This is a genomic window from Novosphingobium sp. FKTRR1 (genome assembly GCF_020404405.1).
Lineage (GTDB): Bacteria > Pseudomonadota > Alphaproteobacteria > Sphingomonadales > Sphingomonadaceae > Novosphingobium.
This window is the reverse complement of record NZ_JAIZDA010000017.1, coordinates 1-22,735: the sequence shown is the minus strand read 5'-3', so window position 1 is coordinate 22,735 and position 22,735 is coordinate 1. Positions and strand designations below refer to the sequence as shown.

Here is a 22,735-nt window from a genome sequence, read left to right as displayed (position 1 = left end):
CCCTTGCAAATAGCAGTGTCATGGCCTGCGCGCCATCACCACAGACGGGCCGCGATTGGCTCGCTAACCGATGCGGGAAGGCCCGCCCGTTGCGACCCGCCCCGTCGCGTTGTGAAGCGCACTTTCGCAGTGAAACAGCGCGGTGATCGTCAAACGCGGATGTTCATCCTGCCAGGAATCACCGATTTCGCCCGCATGCAGGCAATTCGCCGGATAGATCACGAGCCGGTTGAACGTGAGCGGCGCGGCGCCGATCAGTTCAAAGGCCGGGCCTGCCCCGGAAGGATAGACGGGTGGAGGAAGGCCGATCGCGCGGGCGTCGGCCATCAGCGCCTGTCGCCAGGCGGGAACCCGTGAGCCATCGATCCGCTCGAACCCGGTCGCGCGGTGGCGATAGAATGCCGTGCCGCGATGCGGCGGCGAGCACAGATAATGAACCGCAGCAAAGATCGATGGATCGGCATCGTCAAAATGGGGAATGCGCTGGATCGGCACGAGCCGGTCGGGCGCGTCCCGAACGACGGCAAAGCGCGCATCGATCAGGCGCGTGCCGCCCATGTTTGCGGCAGCATTCAATGTCATGCTCAGCCATGCGCCATAATCTGGCGGAACAGGTGCGCGCAGCCCCGGATAGAGATCGTCGGGCGAGCGTGCGAAAGTCAGGCGCTCTGCCGCCGCGCACAAAGTTGCGGGTGCGGGGTGGGCATCGTCGATCCATCGCAGCGGCACCCCTTCGCGGCCGAGCGAAAGAGCCTGAACCGCGTGCACGCCGGTCAGGCCGGTTTGCCGAACCATTGCGCTTCAGCGGCAAGGCGGGTGTTCTTGCGTCGCACCAGACTGGCGATGTGATCCAGCGAAAACACCATTGCCGCAGGAGTCAGCACGTCGCCAAAGTCGGCCATTATCGCCGGATCGCGCGCCAGCGCTTGCTCATCAATGCCGTACAGACCGCTGAGTTTCGCTTTTGCGCCATTGGCAAAGGCCACATCGAGCGTCAATTCGACAACCAGCCGACGCGCCACCAGCGCGTCGACAAACCGGCGGGTTGCCTCCTGCTGGCCGGCAAGGTCGGACAGGATCGCCTGAATCGAGCGCAGATACGCACTGTCACTGCCGTCGGACTCGACGATCGCGCAAGGGCCATCCGGCGTGATCGCGGGACTGTCGGCATCGATGCAGATCGCACCATCGCCGATGAAGAACGGCAGGCGCAGCAGATTGAGCGGAACTTGCGCGGCGTCGAAGGTCTCGCCGGTCCAGAACAGATTTTCGTGCGGTTCCAGCCCCAGCAGCGCCGCCGGATAGAATTGCCCGGTTTCGCCATCCTTGGCCAGCACGATGGGGAAGTGCGGCGCCAGTTTGCGGATCTCACCAAGCACCAGCGGCACCATGTGCACGGTTGCCGCCGCAGCCGCTGCGCGTACCGGATCGATACGCAATCCGGCATGATCGTGCCGCGTGAGTTGCACCAGATTCATCAGCCGCCCGATCAGATTGGTTGAAAACGATATTCTGCCAGTTTGCCAAGCAATGCGCGATTGGTCGGCATCGTGGCCCCCAGCTTCTGCTTCATCCGCGCCGTCCGTTCAAACCCGTCACGCGCCGCGTCAGGCTGCCGAACGCGCCGGGCCAACGCGGCATCATCCATCCGAAAGCCCATCCCGTAAAGCACGTACTGGTAGCTCGCCGCGGGGAACATCTCGTGCGCACTGGTGAAATCATGTTCGCCGGGCGGAGCATGGCGCCACAACTCCAATTGATCGCGCAAGTCGTCGGGAATGGACGCCGGATCGCGGTTATCGCGCCAGAAGGCCGAATCCTGACGTTCGGACAGCACGTAATGCAGCTTCAGAAACTCGATCACGCGGTCCCACCGATACCGGGTCATCGTATTGAACCGCCGCGCAACGATATCCATCCCGGCGCGGGTCGCTGGCATCGCGGTGGCTATGTAATCCGCCGACAACTCGACCAGCACCAACGCCGAGGCTTCAAGCGGCTCGAGGAACCCCGCCGCGAGGCCGACCGCGACGCAATTGTTCTTCCAGAAGATTTCGCGATGGCCTGAATGGATCTTGATTTCGCGCGACTCAAGCCGGTCGAACCCCGCACCGACATAGCGGGCAAGTTCCTCTTCGACCCGGTCCGTCCCGACATGACGGCTCGAATAGACATAGCCAACACCGCGCCGGTGTTGCAGGCCGATGTCCCAGATCCAGCCATGGCGCTGCGCGGTTGAGACGGTATGCGACACGATCGGGCAGTCCGCATCAGGATAGGGCACTTGCACCGCAAGCGCGCGGTCGATGAACAGGATGTCGCTGCGATCGCAAAACGGCACCCCCAGCGTCTGCCCCAGCAACAGCGAGGAAAACCCGCTGCAATCGACGAACAAATCCGCCTCGATCGCACCGTTGCGCTGCCCGACAACCGCTCGAATGTCGCCATTTTCGGACCGTTCGACCGCGATGATGTCGTCGTCGATATGCTCCACGCCAAGTTTATCGACACAATGCGCATGAAGCAGCTCGCCCAGGCGAACGGCATCGAGATGGTAGGCGTAATTCGCGATACCGGCATATTCGGGCGAAGTGATCAATTTCGGCGCAAGGTTGTTTTCGCACAGAAACTCTTGAAAACACACGGCATCCGAAAACGACGGCGTGTTCGGTCCCTCGCCCGCCGCCTGCCAGTAGGGCGCGAGGTCAAGATCGGGGAACCCTTCGGGCAGAACCAGCGGGTGATAATAGAAATCGTCCGCTGCGCCGGTCTGCCAGCCGGCGAATTTGGCGCCCTGTTTGAATGAGGCGCTGCACGCGCGGATGAAGTCGGTCTCAGAAATACCGATCTTGTGCAAAGTATGCCGCATCGTCGGCCATGTCCCTTCGCCGACGCCGATGATCCCAAGGCGCACGCTTTCGACAAGCGTGATCTTGAGCCCACCGGGCCCGCCATGACGCGCGGCGATCAGCCCGGCGGTCAGCCAGCCCGCCGATCCCCCACCTACTATGCAGACCGAATTGATCTCGCGCGGCATGCCTGATCCCATTCTTACCCGGTTCGTGCTTGGCGAACTATGCCGGCAAGGTTACGCACAAAGAACCCTGACCGCGAGGGGGCAGGGCTCCTTGTCACGCCCGCGTAACCGCCAGAAACGTCAGAAGTTGATGCGCGCCCCCACCTTCAGGCGTCGCCCGCTGTCCTCGGCATAAAGGAACTGGTTGGTGAAATAAGCGTATTTCTCAGCCTTGTTGTCGAAGATGTTGGCACCTTCGGCAAAGACCGAGAAAGCCTTGTTGATGTGATAGGTCAGGCTCGCATCGACCTGCGAGTATGCCCTTACCTGGGTCACCGCTTGGCCCGCGCCATTCAGCGGCGGCGGAGCGAGGTACTGCAGGAAGTGATCGCGCCAGTTGAACGCCACACGCGCTTCGATGCCGTGCTTGTCATAGAACGCCACCGCGTTGGCCGAATTGGACAGGCCGGTCAGCGCGAACTTGTTGGTGAGATCCTGCAGATTGAGCTGGCGGTTCGAACCGACCAGCGTGCCGTTCAACTGGAAGCCGAAACCGGTATCGCCGATTGTCTGCTGCCAAGCCGCCTCAAGCCCGGTGACGGTCGCGTTCTGACCGTTGACCGGTGCGGTGACCGTGAACTGCGCCGGCGTGCCGCTGGCCGGATCGAGCAGGACGCCGCTGGCACCCGCGACCGGCCCCGTCGTCTGGTTCAACACAATGAAATTGCTGACATCCTTGACATAGGCGCCAAGCGAAACATAGCTCGACCGACCGTAATAGTATTCAAGGCTGACATCGAGATTGTTCGACCGGAAGGGCTTGAGTTCGGGATTGCCCCGGCTCGCGGCGAAGTTGCCGGGACGCAGCGTCACCAGCGTGGTGACCGGCGACAATTGCTCAAGCGTTGGCCGGGTGATCGTCTGCGATGCTGCGAAACGCACCGTGAAGTGATCGGAGACGAGCCATTTCAGCGCAATGTTCGGCAGGATGTCGAGGTAGTGGGTCCGTCCCGGGGTCCGCGTCGTACCCGATGAGGTCGATCCATACTGCGTCTGGTCGTTGGCCAGCTTGACCAGCGCGGTATAGGCGGTTGCCAGCCCGCTCAGGCTGGTGGTTGTGCTTTCCAGACGCACACCGGCGACAATCGACAACGGACGATCGGCCACACTGCCGGCAAATTCGGTTTCCAGATAGCCGCCGAGCACACGTTCCTTGACGATCGTGTCATTGACCAGTTGCGGGGCGAACGTGAAATTGGGGTTGGTCTTGCGTTGTGCCTGAGTGATGCCATCGAACAGCGCGGGGCCGTCAAACGTCAGCCATTGGGTGGGCAAACGGTCCGATCCGCTGACCCCCGACAGGAAGCCACTGCCGGCGTTGAAGGTCGAAATGACGGTACCCGCAGGCGGCGGCGCGTTGTAGCCACAAGTGGTGCAACCCGTCCCACCATCGTTCGAAAACAGTGAGGTTTCCTTGGTGTCGGACGACCAGTAAAGCCCCCAGTTGGCTTTGGTGAAGCCTTCGTCGCTGCTTCCCTTGTAGGCAAAATCGGCGCGCAACTGGCCCACTTCATCGCGCACGCCATAGCCGCGCAGCAGCATGACATGCTCGCAAACCGACTGGCCGGCACCGACCACCGGACCGCTGGCCGCAACCCCCGAATTGGTCGGCGTCGAACCGCACGGGCTTGCGGGATTGGCGTAAGTCGGCAGGGTTTCGGTGCCCCACGGCAGAACCGAACCGTCTGAGCGGTAACGCTCCGAACCGGTGAGATAGCCGAGCAGCGAAAGATAGGCTTCGCGGCCACCGTTGGGATCTTCCTTGGCCAGCGAATACGTGCCGTCGAGCGTCAGCGTGACCGAAGGGCTGATCGCCCAGTCGACGTTCAGGCCCAATTCGCGGGTATTGGTGCGCTTGTCGAACTTCTTGTCGTGAAAGTCGGTCGCAATGCCGGTCGCCTGTGTCAGGTCGGTTGCGGTGCCATGCGCGTCGGTCGTGACATTCGTCAGGTTGGAAGCGGTGAACCAGTGACCATAAGACCGTGTGTCGGTCGTATTCGTGAACTTCGTGTACAGGGCGTCTGCGGTCACCGTGACATCGTCATTCGGGCGATATTGCAGCACCAGCGTGCCGCCGATGCGTTCGCGGTCCTCGCGGGTGACCTTGCTGTCAAAGTTCTGCGGGATGAAAATGTTGCCGTTCGGATTGGACGCCGAAGTTGCGCCTGCACCGCCGTTGACTTGTGACGCGGGCACGCCGGGATTGACCAGCCAGCCATCGGTCTGCGCCTGCTTCAGCAACGTGTGGCGATGCTGGTAGCTACCCGACAGCAGCACGCCGAACCGGCCATCGTCGAACGTGTCGGAAAACAGGAATGAAGCGTCGGGAGCGGCCTTCTTTGCGTTGGTATCGTAGTTGCCGTCGACCGTGGCGGAAAACTTCAACCCCTTGTAATCGAATGGACGCGCCGTCTTGATGTTGACTGTCGAGCCCACGCCGCCCGACTGAAACCGCGCTGTCGACGACTTGTAGACAGAAACCCCCGAAACCAGCTCGGATGCAAGCGTGTCGAAGGAGAAGGCGCGGCCCGATGCCTGGCTGGGATCGGTGGGAGTGGCGATCTGGCGGCCATTGATCAGCACGGTGTTGAATTCGGGACCAAAGCCACGCACCGTGATGAAGGCGCCTTCGCCGCCCGAACGGTCGATCGACACACCGCTGATGCGTTGCAGCGATTCGGCCAGGTTGGCGTCGGGCAATTTGCCGATGTCCTTGGTCGCGATTGCATCGACAATGCCCGAGTCCGAACGCTTGATTCCACGCGAATTGTCGAGGCTGGCGCGCAGGCCGGTCACCACGATCGGCCCCGCATCGGGAACGCTGGGGACTTCAGCCTGACCGACGCCGGGCGCCTGCGCGTCTGCCGCAACGGGAGCATCCGCCAGCGCGACGACCCGGCTGATCGATCCGGCCGAGGCCGCGGCCGCGACCGCGACCTTGGCCGCAGCGGCGGGCTTTGCCACGATCACGAACGTCTGCGGACCGGTTTGCCGTCCGTCGAGACCCGTTCCGGCAAACAGGCGATTGAGCGCTGCCACGACGGTCAGTTCGCCATACACGGCGTTGGTGTGCACCGATCTGGTCAGCTTGCGCGGTGCCACGATCTGCACACTTGCCTGATGACCGAACAGGCCGATTGCGGTTTCGGCGGATTGCGCTTCGATTGCGAACTGCTTGAGCTCCACCGCTGCCTGGGCCGTGGCCGGAGCGGCAATCGAGCTGACGACACCAGTAGACACAAGTAGCGCCTGTCGTATCGTAGAATATGCCATAAATCCTCCCCCTATCGAAAATATCGAACTCAAAGGGAATTTATCCCCTTACACACCAAGAGGTGTTTGGGCGGATTTTCCTTCCTCTGTTTCAGATTTTTTCGACGCTTCCCCCGGAATATCGTATTTTTCTGCTTAATGATGGATGTGATATTTTTAACGTTACGGCGCGCGCTCGATCCTTATCCATCGCGGATCATCCATATTCACATTGGCATTGAGCGAGCCGCGCACCGCCAGCGCAAATCCTTCTGGGTCACCGATGCGGAACAGCCCATCAAACTGTTCGCCGACCATCGATGGGTCCGAGATCACGATCTTGCGGTCGTTGTAGCGGTTGAACTCTTCGGCCGCGTCGCCCAGCGTCGTGCCGTTGAGATCGATCATGCCCTCGCGCCAGGCCAGCGCGCGGTCCACAGAGGACGTGCGGGTTGCCTCGTAGCGGACGATCGACTGCTCGCCCATGAACGCGCGTTGCCCGGCTGTGACGCGCAATCGCGGCGCATCGGCATCGTCCGACCAAGTTTCCACGACCCCTTCGGTCACGAGCACTTCGACGCCGCTGTCGCGCTTACGCACCGAAAAGGCGGTTCCGATCGCCTTCGCCTTGGCCTTGCCTGCGGCCACGACGAACGGGCGACTGGCATCCTTGGCCACTTCAAACCAGGCTTCGCCTTGCGTGATTTCCACTTCCCGCACACGCTTGGCGATACGGACCTTGATTTCGCTGCCGGAATTTATCGTCATGACCGAACCATCGACCAGGGGCACCCGACGGATCTCGCCAAGCTTGGTCGCATAGGCGATGCTGCGATCGTACCACAGAACGGACCCGATCACGCCCGCAGTCGCGGCGGCAAGCCCACCCAGCACCGCCCGGCGCGGCAACCGCACCGCGCCTGGCGCAACCGGTTCGGTCACATCCGCGTTGTCGGCCTGCGCTTGCGGTGCCGTTTCGTCAGCCAACAGCCAAGCCGCATGGGTCGTCAGCAAAAGGCCATGCCGATGGGGCGCTTTGGAGAGCCACGCCCGCAGTTCGGCTTCATCGGCATCGCTCCAGATCCCGGTATCCATCCGCGCGACAAAACGCGCTGCTTCCAGCGCATCGTCTGGGGGAGTGCCGCTCATGGCTCACCCGCCTTGCGCTCGCGCGCCACGTTCGGGCTTTCGCCGGGCATGGCTGGCTTGGCAAACTGGCGCAACCAACCTTCACGTACGGCGCGAACGCCGACCCACACCTGCTTTTCCACGGCCTTCTCGGTCATGCCGAAATGCGCCGCGATCTCCTTTTGCGACCAGCCTTCGATCTTGCGCAACTCGACGATCCTGCCGCAGCGCTCGGGTAGATCCGCGATCAGGGCCCTGACTCGATCATACGCCTGACGATTGGCTGCCTGGTCCTCGGGCGAGGGGCTGCTTTGATCCCGATAGCTTTCGATCTCGGCGATCTCTTCGAACTGAACGATGCGTTGCCGTTTCAATTGGCGCAGCAACAGGTTTCGCGCCACGGAAAAGAAATAAGCGTGCCCGGAATCGATGTGATCGACGCCATCAAGCATCGCTATTCGGCAATAAGCTTCCTGCATCAGCTCATCAATATCCTCTGGGCTCAAGCGTTTGCGCGCAAACCACGCGCGCACGCGCCCCTCGTGTGGCACGATCTCGCGCGCAACCCACGCCGCAAGAGCACGGCGCCGCGCAAGGTGATGTTGCCCTTCCAACTGCGTAGCGCCCTCCCACAGGCCACTTGTGATTTTAATGCATTCGCTGACGGAGAGACATGAACCGAAAAAATCCTTCGCCAAAACGCCAAATTTTTGGCGCGGCGAGAAATTCGGACAGCAATTCCGACAGCCCATCTTCCGCGCAACGGCCCGCACGCCCGATGTTAGGCGGCCAGAACTGAAGCCCCACCACGAAGCCGCTCGCGGAGCAGAGGTCCCGGCGGTTTCGGTCAGCACAAATCTTTGGAAATAATGGAGGCCCGAGCCGGAATCGAACCGGCGTAAACGGATTTGCAGTCCGGCGCGTCACCACTCCGCCATCGGGCCTCGGCCATGCACTTGCTACAGTCGCTTGGCGAAACGCGCGGTTAGACGAGCGGCACGTCCACCGCAACCGGATTCTTGCGCCTAAGCATGCCGGGGTGCAACGTGCCCGCCTTGACCGGTCACGGATCGACGAATTGCGCGGCCCGCCGTTCCATCCCTGCGCGCACCGACTCGATCTGGTTGGGCGAATACATCAGCGGAATCTGCGTGACGCTTTCATCCAACAGAACCTCATCGGACGTTTGATCGGCCCAGCGGTTGGACAGGCCCTTGGCCGCCTGCACGGCATGCGGGCTCTTGCTGGCGATCACAGCGGCCAAGGCCTGCGCACGGGCCAGCGGATCGGCATCGACATGGGTAGCAAAACCGAAGCCCACGGCTTCCTCGCCGCTGAATTCGCGATGGGTATACGTCAGTTCGCGCAGCACATCGTCGCGCACATTGCCGCGCCAGAGCAGATAGCCGCCCATATCGGGCACCAGCCCCCACTTCACTTCCATCACCGCCAGCCGGGCATCGGGGGTGATGAACTTGATGTCCGCTCCACTGGCAATCTGCAAGCCACCGCCAAAGCACACACCGTGGATGGCCGCGATCACCGGAACGCGCAGCTTGCGCCAGATCACCGCCGCCTGCTGGGCGCGGTTGGCGTTGCCGTGGGTGCGATCGGCCAGAGCATTGCCCTGCCAGCGGTCGGCATTGCCCAGGCTCGACAGGTCCAGCCCCGCACAGAACGAACGCCCCGCGCCCGACAGCACCACCGCGCGCACGCCGGGCGCATCTTGCAGGTATTCGCCCGCCTCGATGATGCCGGCAAACATCGCGTCATCGAGCGCGTTCATCTTGTCGGCCCGGTCGAGCAGCACATGCGCGACATGATCGGCAATCGTCACGCTGACGCGATCCTGAAACTTCCTCGCCTCGGTTCCCACGGCCCTCGCTCCTGCTCCGGTTATATTCATCGCGCGATTAAATACCCGACACGCCGCTGCGGTCCAGTGTCTTTGCGGGATCGTTCGAGGCAGAAATGACGGCATATCGCCCGCGGCGGCCCGCAAGGGACGACCACGGGCGCACAGATCATGCCGCCGAGACGTTCACGCCCATGCTGACCAGATAGCGTTTGATGTTGCGTGCGGCCTGCCGCAGCCGTTGTTCGTTTTCGACCATGGCGATGCGGACATAGCCTTCGCCATCCTCGCCATAGCCCACGCCCGGAGCCACCGCGACTTCGGCCTGGGTGAGCAACTGCTTGGAAAACTCAAGGCTGCCCAAGTGCTTGAGCGCTGGCGGCAGGGGTGCCCAGGCGAACATCGAGGCTTTGGGGCTGGGAATGTCCCAACCGGCACGACCGAACGATTCGACCATCACGTCACGCCGCCGCTGGTAAAGCTGGCGGTTCTGCTCGACGATTTCCTGCGGCCCGTTGAGCGCCGCACAGGTTGCGGCCTGAATCGGGGTGAAAGCGCCATAGTCGAGGTACGACTTGACCCGGGTGAGCGCGGCGATCAGCCTGGGATTTCCCACCGCAAACCCGACGCGCCAGCCCGCCATCGAGAACGTCTTGGACATCGAGGTGAATTCGACCGCGACATCCTTTGCCCCCGGCACTTCGAGGATCGAGCGGGTCGGCTGACCGTCATAGTACAGTTCGGAATAGGCAAGGTCCGACAGCACCCACACCTTGTTCTCGCGCGCCCAAGCGACCAGCCGCTCGTAAAAGGCAAGGTCGACCGTTTCGGCCGTCGGATTCGACGGGTAGTTGACGATCAGCACCGACGGGCGCGGCACGCTGTAGCGCATCGCCCGGTCGAGCGAATCCCAATAGCGATCATCGGGCGTGGTCGGCACCGAACGGATCGTGGCCCCGGCGATGATGAAACCGAACGTGTGGATCGGGTAGCTGGGGTTGGGTGCCAACACGACATCGCCGGGCGCGGTGATCGCGGTGGCAAGGCTGGCCAGCCCTTCCTTCGACCCAAGCGTCATCACCACTTCGGTTTCAGGGTCGAGTTCGACGTTGAAGCGGCGCGCATAGTAGTTGGCCTGCGCCTTGCGCACGCCGGGAATGCCCTTGGACGCCGAATAGCCGTGGGCCGAAGGTTTCTGCGCCACCTCGCACAGCTTGTCGATCACATGCTGGGGCGGCGGCAGATCGGGATTGCCCATGCCGAGGTCGATGATGTCCCGCCCGGCGGCGCGTGCCGCTGCCCGCATGCCGTTGACTTCGGCGATGACATAGGGCGGCAGGCGCTTCATGCGGTAGAATTCTTCGTCCACGGTTCCGACTACTCGTAATAATGGCTGCGGCCCGATTGCCGCCGGGCGGCCTTACGCCAATCGTTCGTTCAAGGAAACCTCAGGGCTAACATCCCGTCAGATTGGCTCTATACAGGCCAGGTACGGACACGATGGAGGGACGCATGGACAAGCGACAGAACACCCCGACAGACGATTCCCCCGTATCGGACGAGGCCCAAGGTCGGGCCGTGGTCGAAGACCTGTTCCGCCAGCAAGGCGAAGCCTTGCGCGCGCTGTTCGCGCCGTTGATGCCCACAGCCGAAACCCCCGCGCCAGACCCTACCGACTTGCAGCACTGGGCGATGTCGGCGGCCAAGTTGCAGAAAATGTGGCTCGATTTCGGTGCAGAGCAAGCGGGGAAGGCCGAGCCGATGCTGGCCCGGCTGGCCGATCCGGCTCGCTGGACCACATGGACGCGCGACTGGCTGGCCGCGCTGCCGATCGTCAAGCCCGAAACCCAGCTCAAGCTTTGGGATGAGAGCCTGACGCTGTGGACGCAAGTGCTGACGCTTTACGGCAATTCGGGCGGGCGTCCGGTGCCCGGCGATGCCGCGCCCGAACTGCCGCGCAAGGATCGCCGCTTTGCCGATGCGCGCTGGCGCGAACAGCCCGTCTTTGCATTGCTGCATCAGACGTACCTGCTACTCGCCGACCGATTGAACGCGATGGCCGCCGATGTCGAGGGCCTGCCCGAGGAGCGCAAGACCCAACTCGTGTTCCTGACCAAGGTCATCACCGATGCGCTAAGCCCCGCCAACTTCCCGTTGACCAACCCGGTGGTGGTCGAACGCACGCTCGAAACCCACGGCGAAAATCTGGTGCGCGGGGTTGACCATCTGCTGGGTGACTTGCGCAAGGGGCAGCTGACCCACACCGACCCGGATGCGTTTGAACTGGGCCGCAACATCGCGGCAACGCCGGGCAAAGTGGTGCACGAAACGCCGCTGTACCAGTTGATCCAGTACACGCCCACCACCGAGAAGGTGCTTGAGACGCCACTGGTCATTTTCCCGCCGTGGATCAACCGGTTCTACATCCTCGACCTGAACCCCAAGAACAGCTTCATCCGCTGGGCGGTGGAACAGGGCATATCGGTGTTCGTTGTATCGTGGAAATCGGCCGATGCCACGATGGCCGATGTCCTATGGGACGACTACGTGCTGGCCCAGATCGACGCGATCGACGTGGTCCGGGCGCGGCTGAAGGTGCCTGCCGTCCACACCATCGGCTATTGTGTTGCTGGCACCACGCTGGCGGCGACGCTGGCCGTGCTGGCGCGACGCAATCAGGCAGACAAGGTCGCCAGCGCCACCTTCTTCACTGCGCAAGTCGATTTCGAGCTCGCCGGCGACCTCAAGGTGTTCATTGATGAAGGCCAATTGCGGCTGCTCGATAGCCTGGCAGCGGACGGCTACCTTGACGGTCGTTACATGGCCGTGACGTTCAATCTGCTGCGCGGGTCGGACCTGATCTGGAACTACGTGGTCAACAACTATTTGCTGGGCGAGGAGTACCCGGCGTTCGACTTGCTGCACTGGAATGGCGACACCACCAACCTTCCGGCCAAGTGGCATAAATCCTATCTTACCGACCTGTACCGCGACAACCGGCTGGTGGTGCCCGACGCGCTCAGCGTGGATGGCACGCCGATTGACCTGCACCGCATTGCAACACCGTGCTACATTCAAGCCGGTCGTCAGGACCACATCGCACCTGCGGAAAGCGTGTGGCGCTTGACGCGGCATCTGTCCGGACCGTTCCGCTTCGTGCTGGCCGGGTCGGGTCACATCGCGGGGGTGGTCAATCCGCCCTCATCGGGTAAGTATCAATACTGGCTCAACCCCGGTGAGCACGCCAGCTTTGCCGAATTTGTCGCAGGCGCCAGCGAAACCAAGGGAAGCTGGTGGCCAGACTGGCTGGACTGGCTAACGACCCAAAGCCCCGCCACGACCACGGCGAAGGGCAAGCGCGCGCCGGGCGGGCGCGGCGATCCCGTCATCGAGGATGCACCGGGGCGCTACGTAAAGTCCCGGTGATCGGGCCGAATTGGACGCAAAACCCATTGTGCAGCGCACAAAACTCACTTGACTTTTGCGGGCGCATTCCTATTTTGTGCAGTGCAGCATTGGTCGACGATCGAGTCCACTGACCGTCAGCGCGTTGCTGCATAGCAGGAGTCGCACCGACATGACCGAACAGGTTGATCTGCGTGAGGACGCCCCCACTGTGGCGGGCCCCGCGCCCGCCATTGACAGCGGGGGTTCCCTACCGCTTGAAACACCGCTGACGGAAGTTGTCGCCGAACCGGCTGAAACTGCGCCGACGCCAGAACCGATTGCGCAGAAGCGATCGGTTGGACGTCCTCGCAAGGGTGCGCGCCCTGCCGTCAGCGAAGCCGGCGAACCGGCAAAGGCGGACGTGGCGCCAGCGATCGCGGCACCTGCCAAGATCAAGGCACCTGCGAAGCTCAAAGCACCAACTGCCAAAGTGCTTTCTGCCAAGGCGCCCGCTCCGAAGACGCCCGTATCCCGGCCGGTAAAGGCAGTTGCAAAAACACCTGCCAAACCAGCCGCCGCCAATGCTCCCAAATCAACGCCAGCCGCCACACCCGTATCGGTGAAAGCGACGGCACCCCGCAAGGAACAGACCATCATGACCGCTACCACCACCGAACTCACCGACAAGTTCCAGTCCGCCATCAAGGACGCCACCGAGAAGGCCAAGGCCGCTTTCGAAAAGAGCCAGGCCAACCTCGGCGACGTGACCGCGTTTGCCAAGGGCAACGTTGAAGCCATCGTCGAGTCGAGCAAGATCCTCGCCACCGGTCTGCAGGAACTGGGCAAGGGCTACGTGACCGAAAGCAAGTCGGCCGTCGAAGCGCTGACCGTCGAGATCAAGGATCTGACCACGGTGAAGTCGCCGACCGAATTCCTCGAGAAGCAGAGCGCCCTGCTGCGCAAGCACTTTGACGCAGCGGTCGCCACCAGCTCGAAGAACAGCGAAGCGTTCCTCAAGCTCGCCAGCGAAGCGTTCCAGCCGATCTCGAACCGCGTCAGCCTCGCGGTCGAAAAGATCAAGCACGCGGCCTGATCGGACCGGCCGTACGCGGCCACCGCGACAGGATCACGCGAGCCGGACGGGATACCCCGTTCGGCTCGTTTGCGTTTCGGCAACCGGTATTGCCACACACTGCCCGCACGCCCCCTTGAACATGGGGGCCGGCGATGCGATATTTCCATGACCATGCAACTTTGTGCCCTCACTTCCGGTCCCCTGGCGGACGAGTCGCGACCCCTTTCAGTCCGTGCAGCGGGCGCGCAGCATTCCGTTCGCGGCGCTGGCAACGATGATGGCGAGCGCGGTCCGGGCGAGGACGACTCGGTCGGCATTGCCACCAAGACCCGCACTCGCCCCAAAAAACCCAGCATGTTCAAGGTTTTGCTGCTGAACGACGATTACACCCCGATGGAATTCGTGGTGATGGTGCTCAAGCGGTTCTTCCACATGGATCTGGAACAGGCGACGCGGGTGATGCTTCACGTTCACCAGAAGGGCGTCGGCGTCTGCGGTATTTTCCCGTATGAAATCGCCGAGACGAAGGTCAACCAGGTGATGGATTTCGCCAAGCAGAACCAGCACCCGTTGCAGTGCACGTTGGAAAAGGCCTGATCGCGCTGTCGGCCTGCACCTTCGGAACAGACCAGCTCTCACTTGCGCTCGACTGCCGTACATTGTTCGGCTCAACGTTTTTCGGCTTCCGCACACTGCGGAACCCGGCTAGGCCCCGGACTTCTCTTGTGACAAGCGCCACGATCAGCAGCCTGTGAAATTTCTCACTGCCACGGACAAATACATCGCCCGGCTGGTCCTTGTGCCCATGCTGGCGGTTTTCGTGATTGCCGCATCGCTGCTCGTGCTCGACAAGATGCTCAAACTGTTCGACTTCGTGGCGACGCAAGGCGGGCCGGTAGGCATCGTCTTCAAGATGCTCGCCAACCTGCTGCCCGAATATGCCAGTCTGGCGATCCCGCTCGGGCTGATGCTGGGCATCTTGTTCGCCTTCCGCAAGCTTGCGATGTCGTCCGAGCTCGACGTGATGCGCGCGGTCGGCCTGTCCTACACCCGGATGCTGCGCGTGCCCTACTTGTTCGCGCTGGTTCTGGCCGCGCTGAACCTGCTGATCGTCAGCTATGTCCAGCCGCTTTCGCGATACTATTACGAGCAGTTGCAATTCGAACTCCAATCGGGCGCGCTGGGTGCGTCGATCAAGGTCGGCGAGTTCAACTCGCTGCAGGATCGCACCGCACTGCGCGTCGATTCCAGCCGCGACGAAGGCCGTTCCTTGCAAGGGATCTTCGCCCGGATCGCGATGTCGACCGGCGAGGTTCTGGTGATCTCGGCGCGTGAGGGCCAATTCTTCGCCAACCGCGAAAATCCCGACACGGTGATCCTGCGGTTGACCGACGGCCAGATCGTGCAGGACGGGCCGCGGCTCAACAACCCGCGTGTGCTGACTTTCGCCAGCCACGATCTGCCGATCGATCTGCCCAAGATCGAGCAGTTCCGCAGGCGCGGCGACAAGGAACGCGAATACTTCCTGCCCGAACTGCTGCGCATCGGCTGGAGCGCCAATTCGACCCCGCAAATGCGCTACCAGAGCCTCGCCAGTCTCAACTATCGGCTTGCCGAAGTGGCGATGATGTTTCTGCTGCCATTGCTGGCGGTGTCGCTGGCGGTGCCGCCAAAGCGCTCATCCTCGGCGCTGGGCGTGTTCGTGTCGATCGTGATGGTTGTGGCCTATCACAAGGTCAACGAATACGGGCAGGACGTGTCGAGCCTTGGCCGCGTCGATCCGACGCTGGCGCTGTGGGGCCCGTTCACCATCTTTGCCGCGATCATCGTGTGGATGTATTGGCGTCTGGCCTATGTGCCCGGCGGCCAACCAATCGGTGGGCTGGAAACGATGTTTGCCAAGGGTGCGGGGCTGATCGTGCGCCTGTTCAAACGACGCCAGAACAAGCACGGGCTGACCCCGGCCGAGACTGCCGCGCCTTTGCCGAGCGACGAGGCTGCCCATGCTGGCTGAGTGGTTCCCGTCGCGTACGATGACGCAATACATCGGCCGGATGTTCGCGGTGCGGATTGTCGCGGTCATGCTGATGCTGGTGCTGATCCTGCAGATGCTCGACCTGTTGAGCGAGAGCGGCCACATTCTGGCCGCGCCGGGCAACGGGCAGGCCCAGTTGTGGACTTACGTGATGCTGCGGATACCGCAGTTGATCAGCCGTTTTCTGCCCTACTCGGTGTTGCTGGCAACCATCATAACGCTGATGCAGCTCAACCAGAACAGCGAAGTCATCGCGATGAAAGCCGGCGGGCTTTCGGCGCATCAGGTGCTTGCCCCGCTGTTCCTTGTCGCGGCCATCACCAGCGCGTGCACCTTTGCCTTCAACGAACGCGTAGTCGTGCGCTCTACCGCCACGTTGAAAGCGTGGCAGGCCGCCGACTATGGTCCGGTTCCAACAGATGGCAACGTCAAGGCCAACGTGTGGCTGCAGGATGGCCAGAACATCCTGTTTGCCCACACCATAACCGGCAGCGGCGCTGCGATGCGGATGACCGACGTCAGTTGGTACCGACGCGATCCCACCGGCATGGTGACCGAGATCGTCCGTGCGCCCGGCGCCACGTTCGCCCGCCCCGGCTGGCGGTTCGATCGCCCCGTCAGCTTCGATGTGCAGAGCACACGCCGAACCCCGCTCGATGGGCCACGCACGTTCGCGCCGGGTGTCGACCCCACGCAAGTCATCATTCGCAAGACCGATGCCGATGCCGAATCGTTGCCGCAACTGTCGAACTCGATCGCGGCGATCCAAGCCGCCGGTTTCCGCACCAGCGAGCTCGATGGCAAATGGTGGCACAAGCTGTCCGGCCCGCTGTCGGCGGTGCTGATGCCGCTGCTGGGAGCGGTTGCCGCCTTCGGCCTTGCCCGGTCGGGCAAATTGTTCGTCCGCGCGGTGATCGGCATGGCGCTGGGATTTGCCTATTTCGTCGTCGACAATGCGGCGCTGGCGATGGGCAACTTTGGCGGCTACCCACCGTTCCTTGCCGCATGGGCGCCCTTCGCGCTGTTCCTGCTGATCGGCGAGATGGTGCTCATCCGTACCGAGGAATAGAGCCCCGGCAGGTCTGCCGTTTAGAGCACTTTCAGGCCCTTCTGCTGCCTCAGTTGGTCTTTTTGGGAACGCTGAACGTGCCGGTGACGCGTCCGCTCGCCGTCGACGAAACACCGCCTGCCGCCGAACCGCCACCGCTGCGCCCATCCACACTGGATTGACCGGTGGTCAGATCGATCACCAGCCGCCCGCCGTTGAGCGTGTCCTTGCCCCGACGAAGCGCAACGTTGCCGGCCATGGTGATGATCCGCCGGTCGAAGTCATAGACCGCCACATCGCCGCTGGCGCGTTCGTTGGCCCGCGTCACGACCACGCCGCCAGCCGCATCGATGCGGTTGAGCGTCAGCTTGGCAGCATCGGTATAGGCCAGCGTGGTGCGTGCGGCGGTCAGATGCAGTTCGTCCTGCACGATGTCGACATTGCCCGTCAGAACCACACGCTTCTGCTTGTCCTGCAGTTCGATGTGGTCAGCACCGAAGTTCACCGGCGCATCCGAATTGTGGGCACCAATCGCCTGCGCGCCAAGCTGCTGCGCCCCGGCGATGACGGCGGCCGATATGGCAAAGCCCAGCGCGGCATTGCGCAACGCGCGCTGCAGGCTTGTTTTGTCGAGCAGTGCGGGGGCGCTTTGGGGTGTCATCACGGCTTTCCTGGCATCCTGAGCTTGCCTGGCTCCATCCGCAGTCGTGCCCGCCCATCGAGCGATACGGTGCGGTTGTCGAGGTCGGCAACTATCCTGTCGGCCGAGAAAGTGCCAGCGGGAATGCGGCCCTCCACTCGGCCCTTGCTGACCATGCGGCGGGTATTGAGGTCGATATCGGCACCCGTCGTGACCATGCGATAGCCATCGGCGCTCTGGAAATCGACCGGGCCGGGCACATCGATGGTCTGCCGGTCAAAGTCATAGGCACCCGCATCGGCAGCGAGGATCGCCGGGCCATCATCGAGCATCATCCGCGCAGTGACTTCCCGCATCTGCACCAGGCTTTCGTGCGCGGAGTGTTGCACCGCGCTGCCTGCGCTGACCGAAAAGGCTCGGCCCTTGCCATCCTGTCCGCGGTACATCGCGCTCGATACCCGCAAGCGATCCTGCAGCACCGCCACTTTGTTGCGATCGAGCAGGAAACTGATTTCGCCGCGCGGGCTGAGCGGGGTCAGCACCATCACCGCCAGCAGTGCCCCGACCAGCCCTGGCAGGCCGACCGAAAGGATCCGCACCATGCGGTCGTGCGAACCGCCGGGTGCCGCCAGCAGGTGGCGACGGGTGCGCATGGCATCGGCGCGGTTGGTCATCGCCGAAGCCCCATGCTCATTCGTGGCTGAAGATGTCCCGGTCGGCCCAGCCGGCAATATCCAGCAGCGCCCGGGTCGGCAGGAAGTCAAAACAGGCCTGAGCCGTGGCCGTGCGTCCTTCGCGCGCCAGCCGCTCGACCAGCACCGTGTGGCAGGCATGCAGATAACGCACGTCGGAGGCGGCATATTCGAGCTGCGCATCGCTCAGAACCGCCCCGCCCCAGTCGCTGGATTGCTGCTGCTTGGAGATTTCCTTGCCGGTCAGCTCGCGCACCAGATCCTTGAGCCCGTGGCGGTCGGTGTAAGTGCGCACCAGCTTGCTGGCAATCTTGGTGCAGAAGACCGGGGTCGCCATCACGCCAAGGTAGTGGTGGATCGCGGCCAGATCGAACCTGGCGAAGTGGAACAGCTTGATCCGCGAAGGATCCGCCAGCACGGCCTTCAGGTTCGGCGCATCGAACCGACTGCCGATGCCGAACCGGACAAGGTGTTCATCACCCCTGCCATCCGAAATCTGGACAAGGCACAGGCGGTCACGCGTGGTGATCAGACCCATCGTCTCGGTGTCGACGGCAACAACGCCCGGCGCCAACGCGCCTTCGGGCAGATCTTCTTCGTGCAAGTATACGGCCATTGGCGGATGCTTAGGCGCTCGGACGCCGCACCGCAAGCACACAAGGGCGCATCCCACGCCAAGGCGTTGCCGCATGGCCATCGCCCGCGCTACGCTGAGCGCGATGAACATCTCCACACGTCCGTTGCCACCTTCATGGGCGGCTGCGCTATCGCCCGTCCTTGCCAGCCCTGCCCTGCAAGCGCTGAATGCGCTCCTTGCGGCCGAGGAAGCGGCGGGCAAAGCCATCTTCCCTCCGCGTGACATGCGGCTGGCCGCGCTTGAACTGACCCCGCTCGATGCGGTCAAGGTGGTGATTCTGGGGCAGGATCCCTATCACGGCGCGGGGCAAGCGCATGGCCTCGCCTTTTCCGTGCCGAACGGCGTCAAGCCACCGCCCAGCCTGGTCAACATCGCCAAGGAACTGGCCAGCGATCTTGGCCTGCCGCGCCCGGCGCATGGCCACCTAGAAGGCTGGGCGCATCAAGGCGTGCTGCTGCTCAACACCATGCTGACGGTAGAGGCAGGCAAGGCCGGTTCGCATCAGGGGCGCGGCTGGGAGGAATTCACCGATGCCGTCCTGTCTGCCGTCGCCGCGCGGCCGCAGCCATGCGTGTTCGTGCTGTGGGGCGCCCATGCCCAGAAAAAGGCCGCCCGCATCCCGGCGCTGGCCGCGGCGGAGCAAGCCATCGGCAGCCCGCTGCTGGTGCTGCGCGCGCCCCATCCCAGCCCGCTGTCGGCCCGCACCGGCTTTTTCGGAAGCCGCCCTTTCAGTCAGACCAACGCCTTTCTGCAAGCGCACGGACAAGCGCCGATCGACTGGCGGTTAGAGCAGGACTGATGAAGGCCCAGACCTCAAGCGGCGTTGCGCGCGGCCAGATGCGGATGGCTTGTGCCATCGATCAATGCCGCAACCTCGCCGGCCGAGACCGGACGGCTGATGAGGTAGCCCTGGATCAGATCGCAGCCTTCCAGCCGCAGGATCTGCATGTGGCTGTCGGTTTCCACCCCTTCGGCCAGCGTTTCGATCCCCAGCGCGCGCGCCAGCGTGGTGATCGCGCGGATGATCGCCTGCCCGGCCGGGTCGTCGTCGAGCGTGCGCACGAAGCTCTGGTCGATCTTGAGCTTGTCGAACGGGAACGAGCGCAGATAGCTGAGCGAGGAATAGCCCGTGCCGAAGTCATCGAGCGCAAGACGCACACCTAGCGAGCGCAAGGCATGCAGCGAAGCCAGCGTGCGTTCGACATTGCCGATGAATATGCTTTCGGTGATTTCCAGTTCGAGCCGTGTCGCCTGCAAGCCCGACGCCGCCAGCGCCTGAACCACCGTCTGGGCAAAGGCCGGGTTGGCGAACTGGCGGGGTGAGACGTTGACCGCCACCGAAACCTGCTCAGGCCATTGCGCGGCCTGCCGGCAGGCTTCGCGGATAACCCAGTCGCCGATCGGCACGATCAGCCCGGTTTCCTCGGCAAGGGGAATGAATTGCACCGGACTGACCCGGCCGCGTTGCGGATGGTTCCAGCGCAACAACGCCTCGAATCCCTTGCAGCGGTTTTCCGACAGGCTGTAGAGCGGTTGGAAATACAGCTCGAAGCCGCCTTCGCGGATCGCCTGATGCAGATCGACTTCCATCTGGCGGCGCTGGCGGGCCAGTTCGTCGAGCGACGCCTCGAAGAACGTGTAAGTGCCCTTGCCCTCGGTCTTGGCCCGATACAGCGCCAGATCGGCGTTCTTGAGCAAGGTTTCGCTGTCGTGGCCATCATCCGGTCCGATCGCGATGCCGAAGCTGGCCGAAACAGGGATCGCATGCCCATCGAGAACCGTCGCGCGGTTGAGCGCCTCGTGCAGGCGCGCGGCGATCCGCGGGCAATCGGCATTCTGATCCAGCCCTGACAGGAACATGCCGAACTCGTCGCCACCGAAGCGCGCGACCATCGCGTCGGGGAAAATCGCTTGGATCTCCTTGCCGATATGGCAAAGCAGCGCGTCACCCAGCGGGTGGCCCAGCGAATCGTTGATCGCCTTGAAGTCATCGAGGTCGATGAACGCCAGCAGCGTGCGCGCGCGATCGGACTGGCGGGCGACCGCCCGATCGAGCTTTTCGATCATGAACAACCGGTTGGGAAGTCCGGTCAGGCCGTCGTGGAGCGAGGTGTGGACGATCTTGCGCTCGCGATCGTCGATCGCCTCGACCATCGCGTTGAAGCTGGATGCGAGCGTCGCGACCTCGTCGTGCCCGAACACCGGCACGCTGGTGACATGGCCAGCCGCCACGCGTTGCGTCGCCTCGACCAGACTGTTCAGTGGCCTGATGATGGAACGCGACAGCCGCAAGGCCACCCACAGCCCAAGTACGGCCCCGGCCAACGCGATCCCGATCAGGATGAACTCCAACGAACGATAGCTGGCCATGGCCTTGTCGAGCGAGTGGCGCAGCAGCAATTGCGGCGCCAGCCCTTGTTCAAGGCCCGGCAGGTCTGACACGCGGGTCAATTGCCGCCCGGTGGGGGTATCGAGCAGCAGGATCTGACCGGATCGGGCCGAAGCGAGCGCAGCGGGCCGTGCGGCGCGGTCGATCAGTCGCGCTTCGATCGGGACGGCTGCCAGGCTGGCAAGCGATGCCAGTTCGGCCTTGTCCATCGGCTGGAACAACAGCAGCCAGCCGACCAGATCGGGCATCTCGACCGGGGTGGCCACGGCCAGCGCATAGCGCCCGTCGAGCCGCACGATGCCGTCCATCCGCCCTTTTTCGAGCATGGGGAGCACCAGCTTGCCTTGCGGCAGCGGCATCGCCGGATCGGCAATGACCGATCCATCCAGCATGATCACGGCAGCGGATCTGGCGCTGGTGCGCGAGGCAAGGCTGTCAAGCGCCGACCCGATCGTCGGTTGATCGCCCAGCGCCAGCGCTTCGCGGAAGCCGAAATCGCGCGCGACCAGCGTAGCGGATTCGCGCAAATGCTGGGTCCGCAGCTTGATCACCTGATCGAACACGCGGGCATTGGCCGCCATGTCACGCGCAGCGGAATTGCGTGTGAACTGGGCGATCCCCGTGCCCGCAGCTATGACCGAGACCGCCATGATCGCGCACAGCAGGCCGATGAACAGGAAGAGGATGCGCGCCTGCAGCGATTCCTCCAGTCGCTGGCGCAACCGCCCGAACCGCTTGAGCAGCGGCCTGAATTGTGCGGTCATCACGTCAACTTGCCGTCACGCGAATTTGCGCCGCTGCCGCTCCGAGCGCGAGCGTCTGGCGCACTTCGCCATCGTTGGCCCTTATGCGCGGATGCCACACCGTGACCGCATACCGGCCAGCCCCGAGCCCGGCGATGTGCGCATAGCCGTTGGTGTCCGTCCGGGCGGCATAAGGCGTAGACACGACGCGGATATAGCCGCGCATCTGGTCATGGATATTGCACCCCAGCACGACCGTCCCGGCAATGGCGAACCGTTGGGAGCGGGTCTGGTCGCGGCTGTACAGGTCGATCTTGAAGCGCGCGGGGCGCGAAAAGCTGTAGATGCTGTGGCGCACCGTATCGAGGTTGGGGAAGGCGACATTGCTGCCAAGCGGAACGATCAGGGTGCCGGGAACGAAAGTCTGGTCGCGCTGCGCCATTGCATTGCGCCAGGGAAACGCGAGGGGGCGCGAATCTCCGACCGGAGGCGCGATCTCCACCACCGCATCGCGTACCGGCAAGCCACGCGCATCGATCACCTGCACGGCCACGTTTTGTGCATCGGTTGCAGAAATGGAAAGGACGGCGGCAGCAACTACGCCTGTCGCAGATGCATAGGCCGAGGTATTCTTCATGAGCCCAATAAAACGTAACTGCTCAGGTGGTTGGCAATGAGGCCGATCAAGCGACCGCGAAGCGTCCGTCGACGAGGTCTCGGATTGCGCTGAGTGCGGACTGGCCAGAGAGGCGTGCGGTGCCGGTGACGGAACGGTATC

The 22,735-nt window shown here is 63.1% G+C and carries 19 protein-coding genes and 1 tRNA gene; 6 read left to right on the top strand and 14 right to left on the bottom strand.

The window, feature by feature from the left end:
- Positions 1–63 precede the first annotated feature (63 nt).
- From LDN95_RS15620 to LDN95_RS15580, 9 genes are all read right to left on the bottom strand, one after another.
- Positions 64–795 (bottom strand): DUF6445 family protein, encoded by a 732-nt coding sequence (locus tag LDN95_RS15620; protein WP_226018525.1) that lies wholly within the window; start codon positions 793–795, stop codon positions 64–66.
- On the bottom strand, positions 774–1,478 hold the full coding sequence (locus LDN95_RS15615) for a SapC family protein (RefSeq protein ID WP_226018524.1): 705 nt from the start codon (positions 1,476–1,478) through the stop codon (positions 774–776). Before LDN95_RS15615 ends, LDN95_RS15620 begins: the two co-directional genes overlap by 22 nt.
- Positions 1,479–1,489: 11 nt before the next feature.
- On the bottom strand, positions 1,490–3,037 hold the full coding sequence (locus LDN95_RS15610; protein ID WP_226018523.1) for a tryptophan halogenase family protein: 1,548 nt from the start codon (positions 3,035–3,037) through the stop codon (positions 1,490–1,492).
- A 120-nt stretch (positions 3,038–3,157) separates the two neighbouring features.
- Positions 3,158–6,316, bottom strand: coding sequence for a TonB-dependent receptor (locus LDN95_RS15605; RefSeq protein ID WP_226018522.1), 3,159 nt, complete (start codon positions 6,314–6,316; stop codon positions 3,158–3,160).
- Positions 6,317–6,511: 195 nt separating this feature from the next.
- A complete protein-coding gene (locus tag LDN95_RS15600; protein ID WP_226018521.1) occupies positions 6,512–7,477 on the bottom strand; it encodes a FecR family protein in 966 nt (321 codons plus the stop codon).
- A complete protein-coding gene (locus LDN95_RS15595) occupies positions 7,474–8,310 on the bottom strand; it encodes a sigma-70 family RNA polymerase sigma factor (protein ID WP_226018520.1) in 837 nt (278 codons plus the stop codon). The genes LDN95_RS15600 and LDN95_RS15595 overlap by 4 nt, the downstream gene beginning before the upstream one ends.
- Positions 8,311–8,326: 16 nt before the next feature.
- Positions 8,327–8,400, bottom strand: a tRNA-Cys gene (locus LDN95_RS15590).
- A 119-nt stretch (positions 8,401–8,519) separates the two neighbouring features.
- Complete coding sequence (locus LDN95_RS15585) at positions 8,520–9,362, bottom strand: crotonase/enoyl-CoA hydratase family protein (protein ID WP_226018519.1); 843 nt, start codon at positions 9,360–9,362, stop codon at positions 8,520–8,522.
- 118 nt (positions 9,363–9,480) lie between these two features.
- Positions 9,481–10,680, bottom strand: a complete 1,200-nt coding sequence (locus LDN95_RS15580; protein ID WP_226018518.1) for an LL-diaminopimelate aminotransferase — start codon at positions 10,678–10,680, stop codon at positions 9,481–9,483.
- 143 nt (positions 10,681–10,823) lie between these two features.
- Here LDN95_RS15580 and LDN95_RS15575 point away from each other — a divergent pair, with 143 nt between their 5' ends.
- The 5 genes from LDN95_RS15575 to lptG all read left to right on the top strand — a co-directional run bounded on the left by LDN95_RS15575 (position 10,824) and on the right by lptG (position 16,877).
- Positions 10,824–12,737 carry a PHA/PHB synthase family protein gene (locus LDN95_RS15575; RefSeq protein WP_370631697.1) on the top strand — a complete coding sequence of 638 codons (1,914 nt, stop codon included), beginning with the start codon at positions 10,824–10,826 and terminating at the stop codon, positions 12,735–12,737.
- A 616-nt stretch (positions 12,738–13,353) separates the two neighbouring features.
- Positions 13,354–13,791 (top strand): phasin family protein, encoded by a 438-nt coding sequence (locus tag LDN95_RS15570; RefSeq protein ID WP_226018517.1) that lies wholly within the window; start codon positions 13,354–13,356, stop codon positions 13,789–13,791.
- Between the two features lie 153 nt (positions 13,792–13,944).
- Positions 13,945–14,370 (top strand): ATP-dependent Clp protease adapter ClpS, encoded by a 426-nt coding sequence (gene clpS / locus LDN95_RS15565; protein ID WP_370631702.1) that lies wholly within the window; start codon positions 13,945–13,947, stop codon positions 14,368–14,370.
- A 154-nt stretch (positions 14,371–14,524) separates the two neighbouring features.
- Positions 14,525–15,787 (top strand): LPS export ABC transporter permease LptF, encoded by a 1,263-nt coding sequence (gene lptF / locus LDN95_RS15560; RefSeq protein WP_226018515.1) that lies wholly within the window; start codon positions 14,525–14,527, stop codon positions 15,785–15,787.
- Positions 15,777–16,877, top strand: coding sequence for an LPS export ABC transporter permease LptG (gene lptG / locus LDN95_RS15555; RefSeq protein ID WP_226018514.1), 1,101 nt, complete (start codon positions 15,777–15,779; stop codon positions 16,875–16,877). The genes lptF and lptG overlap by 11 nt, the downstream gene beginning before the upstream one ends.
- 49 nt (positions 16,878–16,926) lie before the next feature.
- Here lptG and LDN95_RS15550 read toward each other — a convergent pair whose 3' ends face one another.
- The 3 genes from LDN95_RS15550 to LDN95_RS15540 are packed head-to-tail and all read right to left on the bottom strand — an operon-like array spanning position 16,927 to position 18,804.
- Positions 16,927–17,517 (bottom strand): LptA/OstA family protein, encoded by a 591-nt coding sequence (locus tag LDN95_RS15550; RefSeq protein WP_226018513.1) that lies wholly within the window; start codon positions 17,515–17,517, stop codon positions 16,927–16,929.
- Positions 17,517–18,170 carry an LPS export ABC transporter periplasmic protein LptC gene (locus LDN95_RS15545; protein WP_226018512.1) on the bottom strand — a complete coding sequence of 218 codons (654 nt, stop codon included), beginning with the start codon at positions 18,168–18,170 and terminating at the stop codon, positions 17,517–17,519. Before LDN95_RS15545 ends, LDN95_RS15550 begins: the two co-directional genes overlap by 1 nt.
- A 16-nt stretch (positions 18,171–18,186) precedes the next feature.
- On the bottom strand, positions 18,187–18,804 hold the full coding sequence (locus LDN95_RS15540) for a ribonuclease D (RefSeq protein ID WP_226018511.1): 618 nt from the start codon (positions 18,802–18,804) through the stop codon (positions 18,187–18,189).
- Positions 18,805–18,877: 73 nt separating this feature from the next.
- Between LDN95_RS15540 and ung the strand changes: the two genes are divergently transcribed.
- Positions 18,878–19,624 (top strand): uracil-DNA glycosylase, encoded by a 747-nt coding sequence (ung, locus tag LDN95_RS15535; protein ID WP_226018510.1) that lies wholly within the window; start codon positions 18,878–18,880, stop codon positions 19,622–19,624.
- A 14-nt stretch (positions 19,625–19,638) separates the two neighbouring features.
- Here ung and LDN95_RS15530 read toward each other — a convergent pair whose 3' ends face one another.
- Both LDN95_RS15530 and LDN95_RS15525 read right to left on the bottom strand, forming a co-directional pair.
- Positions 19,639–21,978 carry a bifunctional diguanylate cyclase/phosphodiesterase gene (locus LDN95_RS15530; protein ID WP_226018509.1) on the bottom strand — a complete coding sequence of 780 codons (2,340 nt, stop codon included), beginning with the start codon at positions 21,976–21,978 and terminating at the stop codon, positions 19,639–19,641.
- Positions 21,979–21,982: 4 nt separating this feature from the next.
- Positions 21,983–22,594 (bottom strand): methylamine utilization protein, encoded by a 612-nt coding sequence (locus LDN95_RS15525; RefSeq protein WP_226018508.1) that lies wholly within the window; start codon positions 22,592–22,594, stop codon positions 21,983–21,985.
- Positions 22,595–22,735: the final 141 nt, after the last annotated feature.